Raw genomic sequence first — 17609 nt, 5'->3', positions numbered from 1 at the left:
TCTGCCCCAGCCCCAGCAACGCCAGCACCAGGCCGGCGGCGCCGACGGAGGCGCCGAGGGCGCGCCCGCTGAGCGCGATCATGGGGGTGACCGCGCCCACCCCGATTTCGAAGATCAGTGTGGGGAGGAAAACGGCCGGTGCGACTCGGACAAGCGACACTGGCCGGGGGCTCACCTTGTTGACCTCGCTTTACATGCTCGCGATGGGGATAAGGGGATCTTAGGCGTAGCAGCTGGAACCGCCGCCCCCGGGTCTGATCAGCCCCGTCCGGCTGGTGGGCCGGCGGCGCTCGTTGCGGACGGAGTGGTCCACGGCTACGTCCGTGGGAAGGCTGAACTTCGACACCGACAACAGGGCGGCCTTCGAGGCGGCGTAGTCCGCGATCGAGGCGTCGGGCAACCGAGCCGCCTCGCTGGCGACGTGGACGATGCTGCCCCCGGCCGGGGTTCTTCTGCGGGTATGGCAGGGCCGCGCGGGTGAGGCGGACGGCGGCGTGGAGATTGAGCTCGAGGGTGCTGTGCCACTTCTCGTCGTCGATGTCGACGAAGGAATCGTTCGAAGTGAGCAGATCCATGGCTGACTACGGGAAGCCAAGGTGTCAGGCGTGCCGCTTGGTGCGCAGGGCGACGGCGGCGATGAGGACGCCGAGCAGGACGAGGGCGGCGTTGGCGGCGATCGCGATGGTGACGCCGTGCAGGATCGCTCCGGCGGTGACGGCTCCGGCGGTGGTGGCGGTGACGATCGCGGACATGATCGGGGTGCCCATGGTGATGCCGACCTGCTGGGACATCGAGGCGAGTCCGGTGGCCAGCCCCTGCTCGTGGTCGGGCAGGCCGGTGGTGGCGGTGACCATGAAGCCGACGATGACCAGCATGTTGCCGACGCCGCCGAGGAAGGTGGCGGGCAGCAGCAGCCCCATCGAGGCGGAGGTGTCGCCGAGGAACAGCAGCACGGCGGTGAATACCGTCTGCAGCACGCCGCCCGCGATCAGTGTGGTCAGCGTGGAGGTCCGGGCCATGACCTTCGGTGCGATCATGCCGCCGACGACGGTACCCGCGCCCAGGATGCCGAAGGAGATCCCCGCGGTGAGCGCGGAGAAGCCGAGGGTCTTCTGCATGTACAGGGTGAGCAGGTAGACGAGCGAGGTCTCGGTGACGAAGGCCAGCAGACCGAGCACGTTGCCCCAGGCCACATTGCGCTTCTTCAGCACGTGGACGGGGACGAGCGGCTGGGCGGTCTTGCGCTCGATGAAGTAGAAGGTGATCAGCAGCACGATGCCGGCCAGCAGGGAGGCCAGGGCGACCGGGTGGGTCCAGCCGTGTTCGCCGGCCTGGGTGAGGCCGAAGACCAGGGCGAGCAGGCCGAGGGTGACGGCCAGGGCGCCGGGCAGGTCGATCTTGGGACGCGTGGTGGGACGCGACTCCTTGATGACGGCGGGGGCGATCAGCAGGACGGCCAGGGCGACCGGGACGTTGATGAAGAACGCCCACCGCCAGGAGAGCAGGTCGGTCAGCACGCCGCCCAGGACGGCGCCCGCGGTGAAACCGGCGGACATCAGGGCACCGTTCAGGCCGAGCGCCTTCCGCCGCAGCGGGCCCTCGGGGAATGAGATGGTGAGCAGGGCGAGCCCTGCCGGAGTGGCCGCGGCCGTCGCCAGGCCCTGGGCGACACGGGCGACGATGAGGATCTCGGGAGTGGCCGCCAGGCCGCCGGCCAGGGAGGAAAGGCCGAGCAGCGCCAGACTCCCGAGGAAGATCCGCTTACGGCCGACGAGGTCGCCGACCCGTCCGAAGAAGAGGGTGAAGCCGGCGGCGGACAGGGCGAAGGCGGTGGCGATCCACTGAAGGTTGGCCAGGGAGAAGCCGAGGCCGTCGCCGATCGCGGGCAAGGCGACGTTCAGGATCGAGAAGTCGACCGCCAGCATGAACTGGGCGACCAGCAGGACCGCGAGGACCAGCTTGAGGCGGCCGGTGAGGTGCTGTGGAGGGACGCCGGCGGACGAGTCGGCCTCCAGTGCCGACGCGGGCTTGGTTATGGACATGACGGGGGATTCCTTCCGGGTTCGCCGTCGCATCGCGGTGGCGGGCATCCAAGGGAGCCAACGACCCGCCTAAACGGGTCTGTAGTTCCGTTACGATGCAGAACATAGCATCACAACTCCTTCTAATGGAACTAGATTCCCGTTTAAGGCTCCCAGGAGTCAGCCATGACGACCTCACCGCCGCCCGGCAGCGTCCGCCCCGGCAGCGTCCGCCCCGGCGGCCGCACCGCACGCGTCCGCGACGCCGTACTGAAAGCTGCGAGTGACGCGCTCGCGGAACACGGCTTCCACGCCTTGGACCTCACCGAGATCGCCCGAGCGGCGGGCGTCGGCAAGACCACCGTCTACCGTCGCTGGGCCACCCCAGGGGCCCTCGCCGCCGACCTCCTCGACGACATGGCCGCCCAGTCCCTCCCGCGCACCCATACCGGCAACATCGGCGACGACCTGCGGGCCAACGCCCGGCTGGTGGTCAAGACCCTCACCGACCCCCGCCAGGGCCCCCTGTTCAAAGCCCTCATCGCCGCCTCCCTCTGCAACGAGCAGGCCGCGACCGCCCTACATCGCTTCTACGCCGTCCGTATAGAGGAATGGGCCGGCTGCGCCACCGACGCCGTCGAACGCGGCGAGCTCCCCGCCGGAACCGACCCCCACCGGGTCATCGCAGCCGTCTCCGCCCCTCTCTACTACGCCTTCCTCAACACCGGCGAATCTCTCGACGACCGTGCCGCCGACCGTGCCGCCGCGGCGGCTCTCGCGGCCGCGCGAGCAGGAGCACTCTGTTAACGCAGCGCCGGCGCAGGACCGGCTCGCTCCGGGCCAGGCGCAGCACGGCCCGCATCTCCTCGCCGTACCCGATGGCGACCTCCTCTGTGATCGCGATCGCTGAGCGACTGAACGTTGCGGAGGTTGCCACGCTCGATCGGCGTCAGTGACGAAGTCCAGGGCGGCTGGCTCTGCGGTGACGCCTTTCGCAGTGGCGTGATCCCCTAAAAGGGACGACCGGCTGCGCACGCTCGGACTGCGGCCACGGGACGCCCGTTGGATCGCCGCGGGGGAGTTACTGCCGCCGGTGATGGTCGCCGCCGTGGGCGGCCCACTGCTCGGGATGCTGCTCGCATAGCCGGCGCCAGAAGCCTGGCGGCCCTGACGGCTGTGTCGTACGTCACACCGATGTCATGTCACGGGTCGGAGGTCAGCTTGCATCACGTGGTCGTCCGCATGAGGAGAAAGGCACAACGATGACCACACACCACGAAACCGGCACGGCGACCACGCACCACGTTCTGATTCTGGGGGCGGGGTACGCGGGCCTGGCGGCGGCGATCCAGCTCGCGGCTCGGACCAAGGGACGCGAGGACGTGCAGGTGACCCTGGTGAACCCGCAGGAGCGGTTCACCGAGCGGTTGCGGCTGCACATGTCGGCGACCGGGCAGCAGGTCGGCGAGATGAACATTCCGGAGTTGCTGGAGGGCACGGGTGCGGGGTTCGTGCGCGGCTGGGTGACGGCGGTGGACGCGACCGCGAAGATCGTACGGATCGACGACAACCGGGTGCTGCACTACGACACGCTGGTCTACGGGTTGGGCAGCGTGGCGGACACGGCGGCGGTCCCGGGCGTGGAGCACCACGCGTACACCTTCAACAGTGTCCAGGACGCCGAGTTGCTGGCCGATCGGCTGGCTCGGCTCGACAGCGGCACGGTCGTGGTCTGCGGCAGCGGGCTGACCGGCATCGAGTCGGCCGCGGAGATCGCCGAACGGCGTCCGGAGCTGAACGTCGTGCTGCTGGGCCGGCAGGAGCCCGGCGCGGCCATGAGCCCCAAGCCGAAGGCGTATCTGCAGGCCGCGCTCGCGCGCCTGGGTGTCCGGGTGCGCACCGGGATCGAAGTGGTGAAGGTGCTGCCCGACTCGGTCGAGCTGGCGGGCGGGGAGAACATCGCCGCCGATGTCGTCCTGTGGACGAGCGGTACGCGCGTGTCGCCGCTGGCGGCCGCCGCCGGTCTGACCGTTGACGAGCGCGGCCGCGTCGTCACCGACGCCGCGCTGCGGTCGGTGTCGCACCCGGATGTGTACGCCGTGGGCGACGCCGCCGCGATCCGCCAGGGCTACGGCGTCATGCACGGCACCTGCCAGGGCGGCATGCCGACCGGTGTGCATGCCGCGGTGTCGATCGTCCGCGCGCTGAACGGCAAGCAGCCCAAGCCGTTCCGCTTCGGCTACTACCACACGCCGGTGAGCCTGGGACGGCACGATGCGGTCGTTCAGTTCACCCACCCCGACGACAGCCCCCGACGGGTGTATCTGACCGGCCGCATGGCGGCACGGTATAAGGAGACGGTGACTGCTTCGCCCTGGCCGACCTATGGCCGCATGAAGAAGATGCCTGCCTCGGGCGCGTTCTGGCCCCGCGGCGGCCGCTTCACCCGTATCCGGGGTGTGCGGTGACCCACGTGTCCCCTGACCACGACCAGCAGGTGTTCAACCAGCATCGCAACCTGCTGTTCTCGGTGGCCTACCGCATCCTCGGCACCGCTGCTGACGCCGAGGACGCGGTCCAGGACGCCTGGATCAGATGGTCGGCCGACGATCGCTCGCAGGTGGCCGATCCCAAGGCCTATTTGGCGCGGATCGTGTCGAATCTGGCGCTGCAACGGCTGCGCTCCACTCAGCACCAGCGCGAGACCTATGTGGGGCCGTGGCTTCCGGAGCCCATCCTCACCAGCGGTGACACCGCCGACGACATCACGAATGCCGAGTCGGTATCGACGGCGATGCTGGTGGTGCTGGAAACCCTGAGCCCGCTTGAGCGTGCGGTGTTCGTGCTGAAGGAGGTCTTCGACTTCAGCCATGCCGAGATCGCGGAGGCGGTGGAGCGTTCCGAGGCCGCGGTGCGCCAGGCCGCGCACCGCGCTCGCCAGCACGTACAGGCCCGGCGGCCGCGCTTCACCGCGGACCGGTCGCGGCAGCGCGACGTCACCGAGCGGTTCCTCGCCGCCGCGACCGGGGGTGACATCAACACCCTCATGGAACTGCTGTCCCCTGACGTCACACTGTGGACCGACGGCGGGGGCAAGGTCCGCCAGGCCCTGCGTCCGGTCGTGGGCGCGCAAACGGTGGCCTCCTGGTTCGCCGGCATCGGAAAGGTCACCTACCAGGGCGTCGTGCCTGCCGACATGAACGCCGAACTGGTCGAGATCAACGGCGGCCCAGGCGTGGTGTTCAGCGGCCTGGGCCGCGTGATCGCCACTGTCACTTTCGATTTCGACGCCGACGGCCGCATCACCACCATCCACAACGTTGCCAACCCGGACAAACTCCGGGCCGTCGCCGGCGGGACCACCCGCGACATCGGCACTCCCTGAGACCTCCGCGGGCGTGGACCCGCGGAGCGGCTGGGCCGGCGCTGGTCATCAGGCACTGTTCGCGGTGTGGCATCCGGTTGCCGGAACGTCTCGACGAGGAGCGACAGGCGTGGGTCGAGAAGGACCCGAGGCGTGGCGCACCGCTCACATCCGGCCGACAAGGGCGACGATCAGGGTGGCCACGCCGCTCTGAACCACGGACAGCACCCCGTCCTTGGCGCCGGCGGCGATTGCATGGCCGAGCGCCCGCAGGCGACCCGGGTGCGCCTCCACCGCGGCGACGACAGCGCCGGGGTCGGCGACGGCGCCGTCCGGGGTGACCGCGCCTTCGTGGGTCAACTGGGCGATGAAGGCCCGCAGTTCCGCCACGGCGGCGTCCAGTTCGGCCCTGGACACCCCGGCCGAGTTGTTGACGGTGAAGGTGCTGTTGGCGCCCGTCTGCTTGTACTGGTCTCCGCCGACCTTGTCGCCGTACACGTACTCCGCCATGAGATCGCCTCTCGGTGGTTACCTGTTGAAGGTCATCCTGCTGTCGCTGCCGGTCTGCTTGTGCTGGTCGCCCATGACGACGTCGCCACTGACGTGGATGGTCTGCTCGTTCGAGGGTGGGTCCTCGATGGCGTCGACGATCCTGTCCTTGATGCGGTGAAGCTCGCTGGAATCGGTGCCGGACAGGGCGGTGTACTGGGTGCCGGCGGTCTCGATGACCAGCGCGTATCGCTTCTTCCTGATCAGCCGGTAGAACAGCACGATCAGCAGGTACGTCATGCGGATCCCGGCCAGAGCCGCGGCGAGCATGGTGAACTGGCGCGCCGTCGCCTCCAGGTCGAAGCCGGGGTCGAGCTCCGGCAGCACCACCAGGGCGGCCACGCCGATGCCCGCGAGCAGCACCAGGAGGATGACGATCTGCTGGAGCGGGTAGAACGTCGCCTGCTTGCCCGCTGGGACCAGCCGCAGGGTCTGCACCCGGGAGATGTTCGCCAGCGGGTAGACCTCGTGCCCGATCTTCACGACCCGCTTGCTGATGCGGATCTCGCCGACCTTCTGCTTCGCCATCACGCCGTCCTCGCTTTTCCGGGTGACCCGAGGTCTTCATGGTCGTCCGGATCGTGGCGGCGCGGTTGAGTACCCCCTACCTAATTCTCGGGTTCGGGGAAAGGCGGTCGGCGGGGCGATTGAGCAGAGCGGCAGCCGCGAAGAGAGCCACGGCGAACAGTGCCGGTCCGACCGTCTTGGCCATGTCGTGCTCGGCCGCGCCCAGTGCCGAGTCCAGCACCTGGACGACGCCGTTGAGCCCGAGTACCAGGCGCAGCGGGCCCCAGGAACGAGTGACCGTCAACCACAGTGCCGAGCCGAGCAGGACCACACTGCGTGCGGCCATGTAGCCGGCATAGGTCCGGGCCCCGGGCGCCTCACCGCCTGGAACAAGGTCGCCTGGGGCGAACAGCCCGCTTACGGCGAAGTATCCAGAGGCGAGGGCGGTGGCAAGAGCCACGACCACGGCAAATGGTTTCGCACCCCTATCATTCGGTAGCCGAATCATATGGGCACGCTATCGTTTGGGTCATGATGGCGCAAGACTCGGTAACTGACACGGCGGTGTTCCAGCTCGGCAAGCTCGGGCAGGCGGTAACCAGCCGATTCGCGGAGGCTCTGGCCCCGCTCGGTCTGCGGCCACGGCATTGCGGGGTGCTGGAAGTTCTGACGAGCAATCCGATGGCGCAACTGGACCTGTCCAGGTTCCTGGGGGTTACACCCAGCGTGATTGTGGACATGTTGGACGAACTGCAGGAACTCGGAGCGATCCGTCGGGTCCGTGACACCGCCGACCGTCGCCGCCAGCTCATTGAACTCACGGACGAGGGGCGCGCTCTTGCCCACCACGCCGTGCTCTTGGCCCGGCGCATGGACACCGAACTGTTCGGCGCGCTCGATCCCGGCCGGGCGGCGGCGCTACGCGAGTCGCTGAGTGCGCTGGCCGCCACCTACGGCGTGCCCGGTGTCGCGCGCGGCCACGACCGCTGATCCTCACCCACGGTTGGGTGAACTCGCCGATCGAGTTGCCGGATCTGCTCGTGGGCGGTATGTGTGCCTTCTTCGCCATGCCGCAATGAGCGGTCGGGCGGTTCGGAGGCCAACGTTGCCAGACCAGGAGGTTCATGGTCAGGTATGAGCTGGTCGAGTCCATCACGTTCGTCACCTTGACCAGGCCGATCGTGGTGTCGGTGAATGCGCAGACCAGCTGGCCCTTAACCTCCTCCACCGGGACTTGCTCGGTGTATCTGGTGTTGTCGACGCAGGCCCGGGGAGAGGACGGCCATATTGGTGGCGCACAGGTAGCTGGAGCAGTTTGCTGCCCACCCCGCCTTCCTCCGTGACGGCCGGGGTCTGCTCCGCGGCGGAGGTTTCCGAAATTGTGGAGCGCTGTTCTTTGTCCCGTGAGCGGCCTATTTCAAATACTGGTGTCTCCGCTCGACCTGTCATGTTTACTTCGCCGTCATCCGGCTCTTTCATTATTTGAAGTACGAGTTACGGCGGGGGGCGGGTGTCAGTCGCCGAATCGGCGTCCAACCAGCTTGCACCGGCAGGTGGACAGCGAGATTCGGGGCAGAGCGAACGGAGGTATGCATGGACGTACGCCTGGACCATCTCGTCTGCTGGGTCGCCGACCAGCTCAGCTCCTTGCGCTTCTACGAGCAGGTGATCGGCCTGCCCGGGGTGCGGGCTGAGGAGTTTCGTGAGGGAGAGGCGGCCTTTCCGAGCGTGCGGGTCTCCTCCGAGACCATCCTCGACCTGATGGCGTACGACGCCTCCAGGGGCGTGGAAGAGGGCACCGGCATCAAGGGGAGCGCCGGGCATCCGATCAACCATTTCTGCCTGGCCGTCGGCAAGGAGGACTTCGACGCCCTCCAGGTCAGGCTGAAGCAGCACGGAGTCGAGATCAGCGGCACCGGGACCAACTCGTTCGGCGCGCAGGGCATCGCGCCGGAGACGATTTTCTTCCCGGATCCCGATGGCAACGTCCTGGAAGTCCGCTATTACGAGTGACGGCGAAGGCGTGCCCGGGCGGCGCGGCGTACCAGGGGGCCCATGTCGTCCAGGGCTGTCGCCAGCGTGGCCAGCCCCTCCAGGGCGTCGAACGCGTGGTTCGCGCCTTCCGGGTCCACGCCCTCGTAGAGCTCCAGGCCCACGAACGCGGCCGCCGTGGCCTTGGCCAGCCCCGGCACGTCCACGAACTCGGCCAGCGGCGACTTCGCCAGCACCCTGCCCAGCGCCCGCTCCACCTCCTCGATCCACAGGTTAAGGCCGGTGGTGGTCGCCGGGACGAGTTTCGGGTCGGTCTGGCTGCCTGCGAGGAGCTGGGCCAGCGCCGCCACGCTCCCTTCCGCCCGTTCCTCGGCGTGTAGCGAGCGGCCAAGGTCGAGGAGCTCGCGCAGGGTGGTCACGGCGGCGAAGCGGGCGCGGTAGAGGGCTATGCGCTGCTGCGCGCCGTGCTCGCAGGCGGCGGCGAGGAGCTGGTCGACGCTGCCGAAGTGGTAGAAGACCAGGGCCTGGTTCACCCCCGCCTCGGCCGCGATCGTACGGGCGGAGACGCCCGCCATGCCGTGCTTCCTTAACGTCACGAGCGCGGCTTCGAGCAGCTTGGTACGTGTGTCGGCCACCGGGGTTCCTTACGCGTCAGCAGCGGGCGTCCTCTCGCCTGGGCCTCACGGTAGCGGGAACACCGTGCTCCGCGACCTCCACGTACTCGGCTGTGAAGCTGCCCCAGTAGCCGAAGATCCGGCCCAGCCACGGGTTGGACACCGTCACCGCGATCCTGAACCGCCCCGCCTGGTCGTCGAAGTGCTCGCTGACCACCGCCGTGCCCGTGGCGGCCGGCGGGATGGTGACGGCGAGCGGGCCTTCGAGGAAACGCTGGCGGCCCGAGCGGATGACCAGCCCGCCCCGATCGTCGACGGAGAGGTCGAGCGGGGTGGCCAGGTGCTGGTGGGTGCCTAAATAGTCGACGACCCGGGCGCGGGCGTCGTCGTAGACCATGGTGGCGTCGAACCGGCCGCGGGGGAACGTGCGGACGAACGTGACGGTCTCGCGGCCGTACGAATCGAGGTAGGGGTAGTTCTCGATCCGGAAGGGGATGTCCGCTCCGACATCCGGGACGAGGACGTTTCTGCGGCTGCCGAGCGCCAGGAACGGGCGGATGTGGGGGCCGGCGTTCCAGATGCGGCTCATGACGCCCCTGCCTATGCACGCTTCGCCGCTGTCGAGCCCGACGCTGAACCGGCGCTGGAGCTGGGGGTGGAGGCGGCCGAACGCGCCGCCGAGCGCGCGCTGGAAGATCGAGGGCATGGTGCTCCAATCCGTCGTCTGTCTCGTTCGGGTGGCCGGCGCAGGCAGCGGCGGGCCGCTGGGGTGCCCGGCAACGGAGGCAGGACCAGGGCGGCCCCGAGTACGGCGAGCGCGGGCAGGGGTGGCAGGACCGCGGCCGCGAGCAGCACCGAGACCGCTCTCGCCCCGGCCTCGGCCAGGGCCCGGCGCAGCGAACGCTCCGGCGTCCTGCCGGTCTCCAGCCACAGGCGCAACCGGTCGAACGACCATGCGGTGGCCCACCACATCAGCCGGCCGGGCAGCACGCGCGGGCGGTAGTCGTACGAGGTGAGGAACCTCACACCGTCCGCCACCGGGACATAGCGCCAGTAGCCGGAACCCGCGCGGATGGGCGAGAGCGGGTGGCTCGAGCCGAATCGCAGCGCCGACGTCCGGCCTCCGTCCGGCCCGTGCCGGTTGCCCGTGCTGACCCCCACGCCGCTGACGCCCAGCGTGGAGTAGCGGAACGCCTGTCCGCCGTCGCCTGGGGCGAGGTATTCGATGCGGCCGAACCGCAGGTCCCAGCGCTGGTGCCGGGACGGGTCCTGGGTGGCCTGCCATACGTCTTCCAGGTCCGCCTTGATCCGGGTCTCGATGTAGAGCCGCATGTGCATCACGTCCCCTTTTTAAGCGACTGCTCAAATATAGGCACGATTTGAGCGAGTGCTCAACCCTCACTCGGAAGTGTCGGTCGGGTCTGGTACACAGGCGGCATGGGTGTGAGCGTCGATGAGTTCCTCGAGATGTTGGAGAAGCTGCCAGAGGTCCGGATGAGCCATGGCGGTGAGTGGATCGGCATCAAGGTGCGCGACAAGGGCTTCGGCTACCTGTGGGAGGCCACCGAGACGGTCGGGCTCAAGGCCACGCTCGAAGAGCAGATCGCGCTGGTGGCCGAGCGGCCCGAGGTGTTCGAGGTGCAGTTCACGGCCGGGCGGTTCGGCTGGGTGGTGGTGCACCTCGACAAGATCGACTCTGACGAGTTGTTCGAGCTGGTGGCCGAGGCGTGGTGCCTGACCGCGCCCAAGGGGATGGTCGCCGAGTTCGAGGCGGCTCATCAAATAGGGCAGCAGGCCTCATAGCCAACATCGAAGGGTAATCTCCGACAATGTGGACGTTCGGTTGCGGGAGTGGCGTGAGGGCGATGCCCCGGTCGTGCTGCGGGCCTTTCAGTCCGCGGATCTCCGTACGCAGGCGCCCTTCCCCGTTGTCACGCTCAAGGACGCCATGGGATGGATCGCTGGGTGGGCCGGTGTCGGCCACGCGTTCGCCGTGACGGTGGACGGGCGGGTTGTCGGGAATGTCGCGGTGTCCCGGATCGATGATCACGACACTGGGTGGGTGTCCTACTGGGTCGTGCCCGAGGCCAGGGGGCGGGGCATCGCCGTGGCGGCCACCGAGGAACTGGCGCGGTGGGCGTTCGGCGAGCGGGGGCTTTACCGGCTGGAGCTTGGGCACCGTACGAACAATCCGGCATCGTGCAGGGTCGCCACGAAGGCGGGGTTCCGGCCAGAGGGCATCGAGCGCGGCAAGCTCTCTTACGAGGGCGTCCGGTACGACGTCGAACGGCACGCGCGCCTGGCCACCGATCCCCCTGTCACCGTCACGCACAGCTGACCCCGATGAGCGGTAGGTGGCCTCCTGCCCATCCAGTGATCTACCCTTTCTTGGTGGACAGCGAGAGTCTGGCCGCGGCCGGCCTCCTCGAGACCCTGAGCCGGGCGTCAGGGATGCTCGCCGAATTACACCACCCCTTCGTCAGAAGCGAGCCCTTCTCCTATTTCCTCCCGCCCGCGGGAGCCCGCGTCGGCGCCGACCTCACACTGCCCGACGGCCGCGTGGTCCGCTTCGAGGTCGCCATCAGCGCCTCCAGTGGCGCCTTCCATGTCGAGGGATCGATCACCGCGGAGGACGAGACGCTGCTCGAGTTGCCGCGCAAGAGCGTCCCCAGCATCCACGACGGCCTGGGCGTGCTCGACGACTACGCGGGGGAGGTGATCGCCCCAGCCGGACGGCTGATCGACCAGCTACTGGACGAGATTGTCTAATTGTCAGACAATGAGGCCATGAGAAATGGACCCCTCACGGTTGTCGCTGCCTCCGTACTCTGGGGCACGGCCGGGACGGCAGGACTGCTCGTCTCCGCCGACTCCGTCGCCCTGGCCGCCGCGCGGCTGGTCATCGGGGGTACGGCGCTCGCCCTTCTGGCCGGTGCGAGCGTCAGGAAGGCGATCAGGCCGAGCCTGCTGCTGGCCGCCGTCGCGGTGGCCGCCTACCAACTCTGCTTCTTCGCGGCCGTCAGCCGCACAGGAGTCGCCATCGGGACCGTGGTGGCGATCGGGAGCGGTCCCGTCTTCACGGGGCTGCTCTCCTGGGTCCTCCACGGGCGCCGGCCGAGCGGGCGCTGGACCGCGGCGACAGCGGCGGCCATCTGCGGATGCGCGGCGCTGATCGTCGGAGGCGGCGCCGAGGCAGGTGGGCAGGCGGTGTCCGGGGTGCTGTTCGCGCTGCTCGGCGGCGTGCTCTACGCCTTCTACGCGGTGATGGCGGCGCAGGCGATCGGCCAGGGGGCCCGGTCCGACGCGGTGATGGGGGTGCTGTTCGGTGGGGCAGCCGTGATCATGCTGCCGGTGCTGCTGGTGAGCGGGATCGGATGGATGGGGGAGCCGCGCGGGCTGCTCGCCGTGCTCTATCTGGGCCTCGGCACCACCGCCCTGTCCTACTTGCTGTACGGCCGGGGCCTGCGGACCACTCCGGTGGCCACGGCCGCCACGCTGGCGCTCGCCGAGCCGGCCGTCGCGGCGCTGCTCGGCCTGGTGGTGCTCGGCGAGCGGCTGACCCCGATCTCGATCGCGGGGCTGGTGATGCTGGCACTCAGCCTGCTGGCGGTCGCCGTACCCGAGAAGGCGGGAGAGGAAGCCGTATCGGAAAGGGAGCTAGAGTCGCAGCCGTGACGTTGCCGCTCAGACCCGTCTCCACCGTCGGCGCGCTCGCCGACGCCCTGCGCAGCAGGGTGCTCTCCGGCGAGATCGCGCCCGGCACCCCGCTGCCCGAGCAGGAGATCGCCGCGTCGTACGGCGTCGCCAGGCCGACCGTGCGGGAGGCGCTGGCGAGCCTCGTCCACGAAGGACTGCTGAGGCGCGAGCGCAACCGCAGCGCCTATGTCCCGGAGGTGACGCTTTCGGACCTCGACGATCTCATGTACGTACGCCGCCCGCTCGAAGACCTGATGGCGCGGGCCATGGCCGGCCGGCGGGTGCCGGAGGCCGAGTCCGCCCTGCACCGCATGGCCGCGCTGCCTGCCGACGCGCCCTGGTCGGAGAGCGTGGCCGAGCACATGGCGCTGCACCAGGCGCTGATCGAGGCCGTGGGGAGTCCGCGGCTGGAGCGCCTCTACGGCGTCCTGGCGGCCGAGACGCGGCTTGGGCTGGTGCGGTTGCGCGAGGTCTACACCGACAGGGACGTGCTGGTGCGCGAGCACCGCGAGCTGCTCGACGTGATCGCCGGCGGGCCGGAGGACGCCGCCAGGGCGGCGGTCGCGGCGCACCTCAGCCACTCATGGGGCGGCGCCTGAGGGGCCGAGGCGCACCATTGCGCGCGAACCCTTGCGGGACAGCCCCGGAACTCGCAAGAATCGCGGCCATGCACGGCAATCCGATGCCGGACTCCTACGTGTATGTCACGGAAGAGGGCGTCACTCGTCACTACGCGGACGGTAGCGTCGAGGCCCTCGCATGGGAGGACGTGGTCGAGGTCCGTGTAGTCACCGAATCCGGAGAAGACGTCCTCTACATCCTGCTCGACCGCGACGGCGAGGGCTGCGTCGTCCCACGCTCGGCCACGGACGCCACGTTCCTGGCGCGCCTGCGCTATCTGCCGGATTTCGACCTCGAACGGCTGGCCCTGGCCGCCGACTCCGCGCACGACGGGGTTGTGGTCGTCTGGCGCAGTCCGGACCCGCCGTCCGCATTGCCGGACCTGGAGTACGACTAAGCGGGTCCGTAACGCGACAACCTGGCGAAATGTTGCCGTAAACCGCGCATTTTCTCAGCGGGTCCGCTGCACTTATGGACCGTTCCGTCAAGTCCCAAGACCACCCGACATTCGTCCAGTTGTGGACATTTGACGTTATTCCCCCTGCCGGAATGGATCTTTACTCTTTATTGGGGGCCGCCGCCCTTGATTGTGCGTGGGACCTGTCAACCCATGTGGTTCAAGGAACGTCCAGTTATCGCGGTGCACAGAGTTGTCAGGGTGGTGCTATGAGGGTGGGGACTGGGGAGTCCGCTGTCGTGCTCCTCGGGGCCGTGCCGCGTCGCGCGTCGAGCATTTGGACGCGCGCGTACCTACGGCTCCTGTTATGTGGGGACACGATGTGCGCTCTGCTGGCATGCGTATGCGTGCTCGGCATCCGGCTGATGGCCGGCGTGTTCATTCCGGTGGTCGAGTTCATGCTGGGATTCGGCCTGGTCGTCGCCTGGCCCGCCGCGCTCATGATGGGCGGGGCGTACCGCCAGCGCGCGCACGGCGAGGGAACGGAGGAGTTCAAGGCCGTCTTCAACGGCGGCGTCGGCCTGATGGCCACGGTCGCCATCATGGCCTACGCCACGCAGACCGTCATCGCGCGTAGTTTCGTGATGGCGATGCTGCCGCTGGCGCTGCTTTCCACGCTCTATTACCGCTACCGGATGCGTAAACGTCTCCACCGGAAGCGAGCGGTGGGCGACTACATGCGCCAGGTGATCGCGGTAGGGCATCGGGAGTCGATTCTCGACCTGGTGGTGCAGTTCAGGCGTCAGCCGCATCACGGAATGCAGGTGGTGGGAGCCTGCCTTCCTGAGCACGCGATGGACGTCGATCTGGACGGCATCCCGGTGCTCGGTTCCTTCGGCGACGTAGCGGCGGTGGTCGAGCGCGAGCAGGCCGACGCCGTGGCCGTGCTGGCCTGCCCGGAGCTGGACGGGGCCACGCTGCGGCGCCTGGCCTGGAGCCTGGAGACCGCGCGTACCGATCTCTTCGTGGCACCCGCGCTCATGGACGTGGCCGGGCCGCGCATCAGCATCAGGCCGGTCGCGGGGATGCCGCTCCTGCACCTGGAACATCCCGAGTTCGACGGCACCAAGCAGGTCGTGAAGACCGTGTTCGACCGCCTGGTCGCGACGGTGGCGCTGCTGCTCCTGGCGCTGCCGCTGCTGGCCATCGCGCTGGTGATCCGCCTCACCAGCCAGGGGCCCGCGCTGTTCTACCAGACTCGCGTCGGAAAAGGCGGCAAAGAGTTCCAGGTCGTGAAATTTCGGACGATGGTGGCGGATGCCGAGCAGCTCAAAGATGCACTACTCGATGCGAACGAGTTCGACGGGGTGCTCTTCAAGATTAGGAACGATCCAAGAATCACTCGGGTAGGCGCTTTCCTGCGGAAATACTCGCTCGATGAGCTGCCCCAGCTGCTCAATGTTCTACGCGGTGAGATGTCTCTCGTCGGCCCGCGCCCACCGCTGCCGGAAGAGGTGGACAAGTACGGCATCGACGTCCGCCGCCGCCTGGTGGTCAAGCCGGGCATGACCGGGCTCTGGCAGGTCAGCGGCCGCTCCAACCTGACGTGGGAGGAGTCCGTACGCCTCGACCTGCGGTACGTGGAGAACTGGTCGCTCATCCTCGATCTGCAGATCCTCTGGAAGACCTGGTCCGTCGTCACCCGTGGAGAAGGGGCTTACTAGCGGTGAAAGCACTCGTGCTCGCCGGGGGATCGGGCACACGGCTCCGACCCATCACGCACACGTCGGCCAAGCAACTGGTTCCGGTCGCGAACAAGCCGGTCCTGTTCTACGGCCTGGAGGCGATCGCCGCGGCGGGGATCAGGGAGCTCGGCCTGGTGGTCGGGGACACGCAGGCCGAGATCGAGTCGGCCGTGGGTGACGGCTCGGCGTTCGGCCTGCAGGTGACCTACCTGCGGCAGGAGGCGCCGCTCGGGCTGGCGCACGGGGTGCTGATCGCCCGAGAATTCCTCGGCGACGAGGACTTCGTCATGTACCTGGGCGACAACTTCATCGTGGGCGGCATCAACGGCCTGGTCGACAGGTTCGCCCGCGAGCGGCCCGCGGCCCAGATCATGCTCACCAGGGTCGGCGACCCGCGCCAGTTCGGGGTGGCCGAGCTCGACACCAAGGGCCGCGTGGTCGGACTGGAGGAGAAGCCCGCGCAGCCGAAGAGCGACCTGGCGCTGGTCGGCGTCTACCTGTTCAGCCCGGACATCCACGCGGCGGTGGCGGAGCTCAAGCCGTCCTGGCGGGGAGAGCTGGAGATCACCGACGCCATCCAGTGGCTGATCGAGGCCGGCCTGCGCGTCGAGTCCTCGGTGATCTCCGGCTACTGGAAGGACACCGGCAACGTCACCGACATGCTGGAGGTCAACCGGCTGGTCCTGGAGTCGGTCGAGCCCAGGGTACGCGGACACGTGGACGAGGTCAGCGAGCTGGTGGGCCGGGTGGTCGTCGAGAAGGGGGCCGTGGTCGAGCGGTCCAGGATCGTCGGCCCTGTGATCATCGGCCGGGGTGCGCGGATCCGGGACAGCTACGTCGGCCCCTTCACCTCCATCGGCGCCGACTGCGCCGTCACCGGCAGCGAGATCGAGTATTCGATCGTGTTACCCAGGGCATCCATCGCCGGGGTCGGCCGCATCGAGTCGTCGTTGATCGGCCACGACGTCGAGGTCACTCCGGCGCCCAATACCCCCAAAGCCCACCGTCTCGTGCTGGGCGATCACAGCAAGGTACAGATCAGTTCATGACACGGATTCTGGTGACAGGCGGTGCGGGCTTCATCGGCTCTCACTTCGTCCGCAATCTGCACGATGTCTACGTCACAGTGCTGGACAAGCTCACTTATGCCGGCAACCGGGCCAACCTCGAAGGGGTACGGCACGAGTTCGTGCACGGGGACATCTGCGACGCCGAGTTGCTCAGCCAGGTCGTGCCCGGCCACGACCTGGTGGTGAACTTCGCGGCCGAGTCGCACGTCGACCGGTCGATCGAGGGCGCCGCCGAGTTCATGCGCACCAACGCGCTGGGCGCCCAGACCCTGCTCCAGGCGTGCCTGGAGGCGGAGGTCCCGAAGGTGGTCCAGGTGTCCACCGACGAGGTGTACGGCTCCATCGACATCGGCTCGTGGGACGAGGACGCGCCGCTGCGGCCGCGCTCGCCGTACGCGGCCTCGAAGGCCGGTGGCGACCTGATCGCCCGCGCCTATGCGATCACCTACGGCCTGAACGTCTCGATCACCAGGTGCGGCAACAACTACGGCCCGAGACAGTACCCGGAGAAGCTCATCCCGCTGTTCGTCACCAACCTGCTGCGCGGCCGGAAGGTCCCCCTGTACGGCGACGGTGGCAACATCCGCGACTGGATCCACGTCGAGGACCACTGCGCCGGCATCCGGCTGGTCGCCGAGAAGGGCGAGCCAGGCGAGGTCTACAACATCGCGGGCACGGCCGAGCTGACCAACAAGGAGCTGACCGGCCGCCTGCTCCAAGCCTGCGGCAGGGACTGGGACGCGGTCGAGTACGTCGAGGACCGCAAGGGTCACGACCGGAGGTACTCGATGGACGACGCCAAGCTGCGAGGGCTCGGCTACCGTCCCGAGATCTCGTTCGAGCAGGGGCTGAAGGACACGGTTCGCTGGTACGCCGAGCACGAGGACTGGTGGACCGCGTGATGGGGGAGGCGGCGTGAGATGGCTCATCACGGGGGCCGGCGGCATGCTCGCCGCCGACGTCCTCGACAGGGCGGCGCTGACCGGCGACCCGGTGCTCGCGCTCGGGCGGGCCGAGCTGGACCTGCGCGACA

At 68.5% G+C, this 17609-nt stretch carries 22 protein-coding genes; 14 read left to right on the top strand and 8 right to left on the bottom strand.

Translation table 11 applies throughout. The features are described from left to right. Positions 1 to 220: 220 nt before the first annotated feature. Together AB0J09_RS31225 and AB0J09_RS31220 are read right to left on the bottom strand one after the other, a co-directional pair. Positions 221 to 400 (bottom strand): hypothetical protein, encoded by a 180-nt coding sequence (locus tag AB0J09_RS31225; RefSeq protein ID WP_360698761.1) that lies wholly within the window; start codon positions 398 to 400, stop codon positions 221 to 223. A 199-nt stretch (positions 401 to 599) separates the two neighbouring features. After that, complete coding sequence (locus AB0J09_RS31220) at positions 600 to 2042, bottom strand: MFS transporter (protein WP_360698759.1); 1443 nt, start codon at positions 2040 to 2042, stop codon at positions 600 to 602. A 165-nt stretch (positions 2043 to 2207) separates the two neighbouring features. On the opposite strand from AB0J09_RS31220, the gene AB0J09_RS31215 reads away from it, so the two are divergent. The 3 genes from AB0J09_RS31215 (at position 2208) to AB0J09_RS31205 (ending at position 5406) form a co-directional block, all read left to right on the top strand. Continuing rightward, a complete protein-coding gene (locus AB0J09_RS31215; RefSeq protein ID WP_360698757.1) occupies positions 2208 to 2828 on the top strand; it encodes a TetR/AcrR family transcriptional regulator in 621 nt (206 codons plus the stop codon). Positions 2829 to 3283: 455 nt separating this feature from the next. Then, positions 3284 to 4489, top strand: a complete 1206-nt coding sequence (locus tag AB0J09_RS31210) for an FAD-dependent oxidoreductase (RefSeq protein WP_360698755.1) — start codon at positions 3284 to 3286, stop codon at positions 4487 to 4489. Beyond that, positions 4486 to 5406 (top strand): RNA polymerase sigma-70 factor, encoded by a 921-nt coding sequence (locus tag AB0J09_RS31205; protein ID WP_360698753.1) that lies wholly within the window; start codon positions 4486 to 4488, stop codon positions 5404 to 5406. Before AB0J09_RS31210 ends, AB0J09_RS31205 begins: the two co-directional genes overlap by 4 nt. 144 nt (positions 5407 to 5550) lie before the next feature. Here AB0J09_RS31205 and AB0J09_RS31200 read toward each other — a convergent pair whose 3' ends face one another. The 3 genes from AB0J09_RS31200 to AB0J09_RS31190 all read right to left on the bottom strand — a co-directional run bounded on the left by AB0J09_RS31200 (position 5551) and on the right by AB0J09_RS31190 (position 6907). After that, positions 5551 to 5895 carry a hypothetical protein gene (locus AB0J09_RS31200; RefSeq protein ID WP_360698751.1) on the bottom strand — a complete coding sequence of 115 codons (345 nt, stop codon included), beginning with the start codon at positions 5893 to 5895 and terminating at the stop codon, positions 5551 to 5553. Positions 5896 to 5913: 18 nt separating this feature from the next. Beyond that, positions 5914 to 6462 carry a DUF6232 family protein gene (locus AB0J09_RS31195; RefSeq protein ID WP_360698749.1) on the bottom strand — a complete coding sequence of 183 codons (549 nt, stop codon included), beginning with the start codon at positions 6460 to 6462 and terminating at the stop codon, positions 5914 to 5916. Between the two features lie 76 nt (positions 6463 to 6538). Continuing rightward, the gene (locus AB0J09_RS31190) at positions 6539 to 6907 is read right to left on the bottom strand and encodes a hypothetical protein (protein ID WP_360698747.1); all 369 of its coding nucleotides are present in this window, start codon (positions 6905 to 6907) and stop codon (positions 6539 to 6541) included. A gap of 65 nt (positions 6908 to 6972) precedes the next feature. On the opposite strand from AB0J09_RS31190, the gene AB0J09_RS31185 reads away from it, so the two are divergent. Both AB0J09_RS31185 and AB0J09_RS31180 read left to right on the top strand, forming a co-directional pair. Further along, a complete protein-coding gene (locus AB0J09_RS31185) occupies positions 6973 to 7431 on the top strand; it encodes a MarR family transcriptional regulator (protein WP_360698745.1) in 459 nt (152 codons plus the stop codon). Positions 7432 to 8034: 603 nt separating this feature from the next. Beyond that, a complete protein-coding gene (locus AB0J09_RS31180; protein ID WP_360698743.1) occupies positions 8035 to 8454 on the top strand; it encodes a VOC family protein in 420 nt (139 codons plus the stop codon). On the opposite strand, the gene AB0J09_RS31175 is transcribed toward AB0J09_RS31180, so the two are convergent. The 3 genes from AB0J09_RS31175 to AB0J09_RS31165 are packed head-to-tail and all read right to left on the bottom strand — an operon-like array spanning position 8445 to position 10385. Further along, complete coding sequence (locus AB0J09_RS31175; protein ID WP_360698742.1) at positions 8445 to 9068, bottom strand: TetR family transcriptional regulator; 624 nt, start codon at positions 9066 to 9068, stop codon at positions 8445 to 8447. The genes AB0J09_RS31180 and AB0J09_RS31175 overlap by 10 nt on opposite strands. 16 nt (positions 9069 to 9084) lie before the next feature. Continuing rightward, positions 9085 to 9753 carry a DUF4166 domain-containing protein gene (locus AB0J09_RS31170; RefSeq protein WP_360698740.1) on the bottom strand — a complete coding sequence of 223 codons (669 nt, stop codon included), beginning with the start codon at positions 9751 to 9753 and terminating at the stop codon, positions 9085 to 9087. Beyond that, positions 9648 to 10385 (bottom strand): SRPBCC family protein, encoded by a 738-nt coding sequence (locus tag AB0J09_RS31165; RefSeq protein WP_360698738.1) that lies wholly within the window; start codon positions 10383 to 10385, stop codon positions 9648 to 9650. The genes AB0J09_RS31170 and AB0J09_RS31165 overlap by 106 nt, the downstream gene beginning before the upstream one ends. A 99-nt stretch (positions 10386 to 10484) precedes the next feature. On the opposite strand from AB0J09_RS31165, the gene AB0J09_RS31160 reads away from it, so the two are divergent. The 9 genes from AB0J09_RS31160 (at position 10485) to rfbB (ending at position 17478) form a co-directional block, all read left to right on the top strand. Beyond that, entirely contained in the window at positions 10485 to 10850 is a 366-nt protein-coding gene (locus tag AB0J09_RS31160) for an MmcQ/YjbR family DNA-binding protein (RefSeq protein ID WP_360698736.1), read from the top strand. 28 nt (positions 10851 to 10878) lie between these two features. Beyond that, positions 10879 to 11385 carry a GNAT family protein gene (locus tag AB0J09_RS31155; protein ID WP_360698734.1) on the top strand — a complete coding sequence of 169 codons (507 nt, stop codon included), beginning with the start codon at positions 10879 to 10881 and terminating at the stop codon, positions 11383 to 11385. A gap of 53 nt (positions 11386 to 11438) precedes the next feature. Further along, complete coding sequence (locus tag AB0J09_RS31150; protein WP_360698732.1) at positions 11439 to 11816, top strand: hypothetical protein; 378 nt, start codon at positions 11439 to 11441, stop codon at positions 11814 to 11816. A gap of 18 nt (positions 11817 to 11834) precedes the next feature. Continuing rightward, on the top strand, positions 11835 to 12722 hold the full coding sequence (locus AB0J09_RS31145; protein WP_360698730.1) for an EamA family transporter: 888 nt from the start codon (positions 11835 to 11837) through the stop codon (positions 12720 to 12722). Then, entirely contained in the window at positions 12719 to 13342 is a 624-nt protein-coding gene (locus AB0J09_RS31140; protein ID WP_360698728.1) for a GntR family transcriptional regulator, read from the top strand. The genes AB0J09_RS31145 and AB0J09_RS31140 overlap by 4 nt, the downstream gene beginning before the upstream one ends. Before the next feature lie 68 nt (positions 13343 to 13410). Continuing rightward, a complete protein-coding gene (locus AB0J09_RS31135) occupies positions 13411 to 13761 on the top strand; it encodes a hypothetical protein (RefSeq protein WP_360698726.1) in 351 nt (116 codons plus the stop codon). 269 nt (positions 13762 to 14030) lie between these two features. Further along, the gene (locus AB0J09_RS31130) at positions 14031 to 15485 is read left to right on the top strand and encodes a sugar transferase (RefSeq protein WP_360698724.1); all 1455 of its coding nucleotides are present in this window, start codon (positions 14031 to 14033) and stop codon (positions 15483 to 15485) included. A 2-nt stretch (positions 15486 to 15487) separates the two neighbouring features. Next, the gene (locus tag AB0J09_RS31125; RefSeq protein WP_360698722.1) at positions 15488 to 16555 is read left to right on the top strand and encodes a glucose-1-phosphate thymidylyltransferase; all 1068 of its coding nucleotides are present in this window, start codon (positions 15488 to 15490) and stop codon (positions 16553 to 16555) included. Further along, positions 16552 to 17478, top strand: a complete 927-nt coding sequence (gene rfbB, locus AB0J09_RS31120) for a dTDP-glucose 4,6-dehydratase (protein ID WP_360698720.1) — start codon at positions 16552 to 16554, stop codon at positions 17476 to 17478. The genes AB0J09_RS31125 and rfbB overlap by 4 nt, the downstream gene beginning before the upstream one ends. Positions 17479 to 17609: the final 131 nt, after the last annotated feature.

It is taken from the genome of Nonomuraea sp. NPDC049784, assembly GCF_040659615.1.
Taxonomy (GTDB): Bacteria; Actinomycetota; Actinomycetes; order Streptosporangiales; family Streptosporangiaceae; genus Nonomuraea.
This window is presented reverse-complemented; position numbering and strand designations above follow the sequence as displayed.

Excerpts from the sequence above, each read along its gene's own strand:
- AB0J09_RS31165 (WP_360698738.1), bottom strand. The coding sequence starts at position 10,385 with ATGCACATGCGGCTCTACATCGAGACCCGGATCAAGGCGGACCTGGAA.
- AB0J09_RS31180 (WP_360698743.1), top strand. The coding sequence starts at position 8,035 with ATGGACGTACGCCTGGACCATCTCGTCTGCTGGGTCGCCGACCAGCTC.
- AB0J09_RS31200 (WP_360698751.1), bottom strand. The coding sequence starts at position 5,895 with ATGGCGGAGTACGTGTACGGCGACAAGGTCGGCGGAGACCAGTACAAG.
- AB0J09_RS31195 (WP_360698749.1), bottom strand. The coding sequence starts at position 6,462 with ATGGCGAAGCAGAAGGTCGGCGAGATCCGCATCAGCAAGCGGGTCGTG.
- AB0J09_RS31160 (WP_360698736.1), top strand. The coding sequence starts at position 10,485 with ATGGGTGTGAGCGTCGATGAGTTCCTCGAGATGTTGGAGAAGCTGCCA.
- AB0J09_RS31145 (WP_360698730.1), top strand. The coding sequence starts at position 11,835 with ATGAGAAATGGACCCCTCACGGTTGTCGCTGCCTCCGTACTCTGGGGC.
- AB0J09_RS31220 (WP_360698759.1), bottom strand. The coding sequence starts at position 2,042 with ATGTCCATAACCAAGCCCGCGTCGGCACTGGAGGCCGACTCGTCCGCC.
- AB0J09_RS31135 (WP_360698726.1), top strand. The coding sequence starts at position 13,411 with ATGCACGGCAATCCGATGCCGGACTCCTACGTGTATGTCACGGAAGAG.
- AB0J09_RS31170 (WP_360698740.1), bottom strand. The coding sequence starts at position 9,753 with ATGCCCTCGATCTTCCAGCGCGCGCTCGGCGGCGCGTTCGGCCGCCTC.
- AB0J09_RS31130 (WP_360698724.1), top strand. The coding sequence starts at position 14,031 with ATGAGGGTGGGGACTGGGGAGTCCGCTGTCGTGCTCCTCGGGGCCGTG.
- AB0J09_RS31210 (WP_360698755.1), top strand. The coding sequence starts at position 3,284 with ATGACCACACACCACGAAACCGGCACGGCGACCACGCACCACGTTCTG.
- AB0J09_RS31185 (WP_360698745.1), top strand. The coding sequence starts at position 6,973 with ATGATGGCGCAAGACTCGGTAACTGACACGGCGGTGTTCCAGCTCGGC.
- rfbB (WP_360698720.1), top strand. The coding sequence starts at position 16,552 with ATGACACGGATTCTGGTGACAGGCGGTGCGGGCTTCATCGGCTCTCAC.
- AB0J09_RS31215 (WP_360698757.1), top strand. The coding sequence starts at position 2,208 with ATGACGACCTCACCGCCGCCCGGCAGCGTCCGCCCCGGCAGCGTCCGC.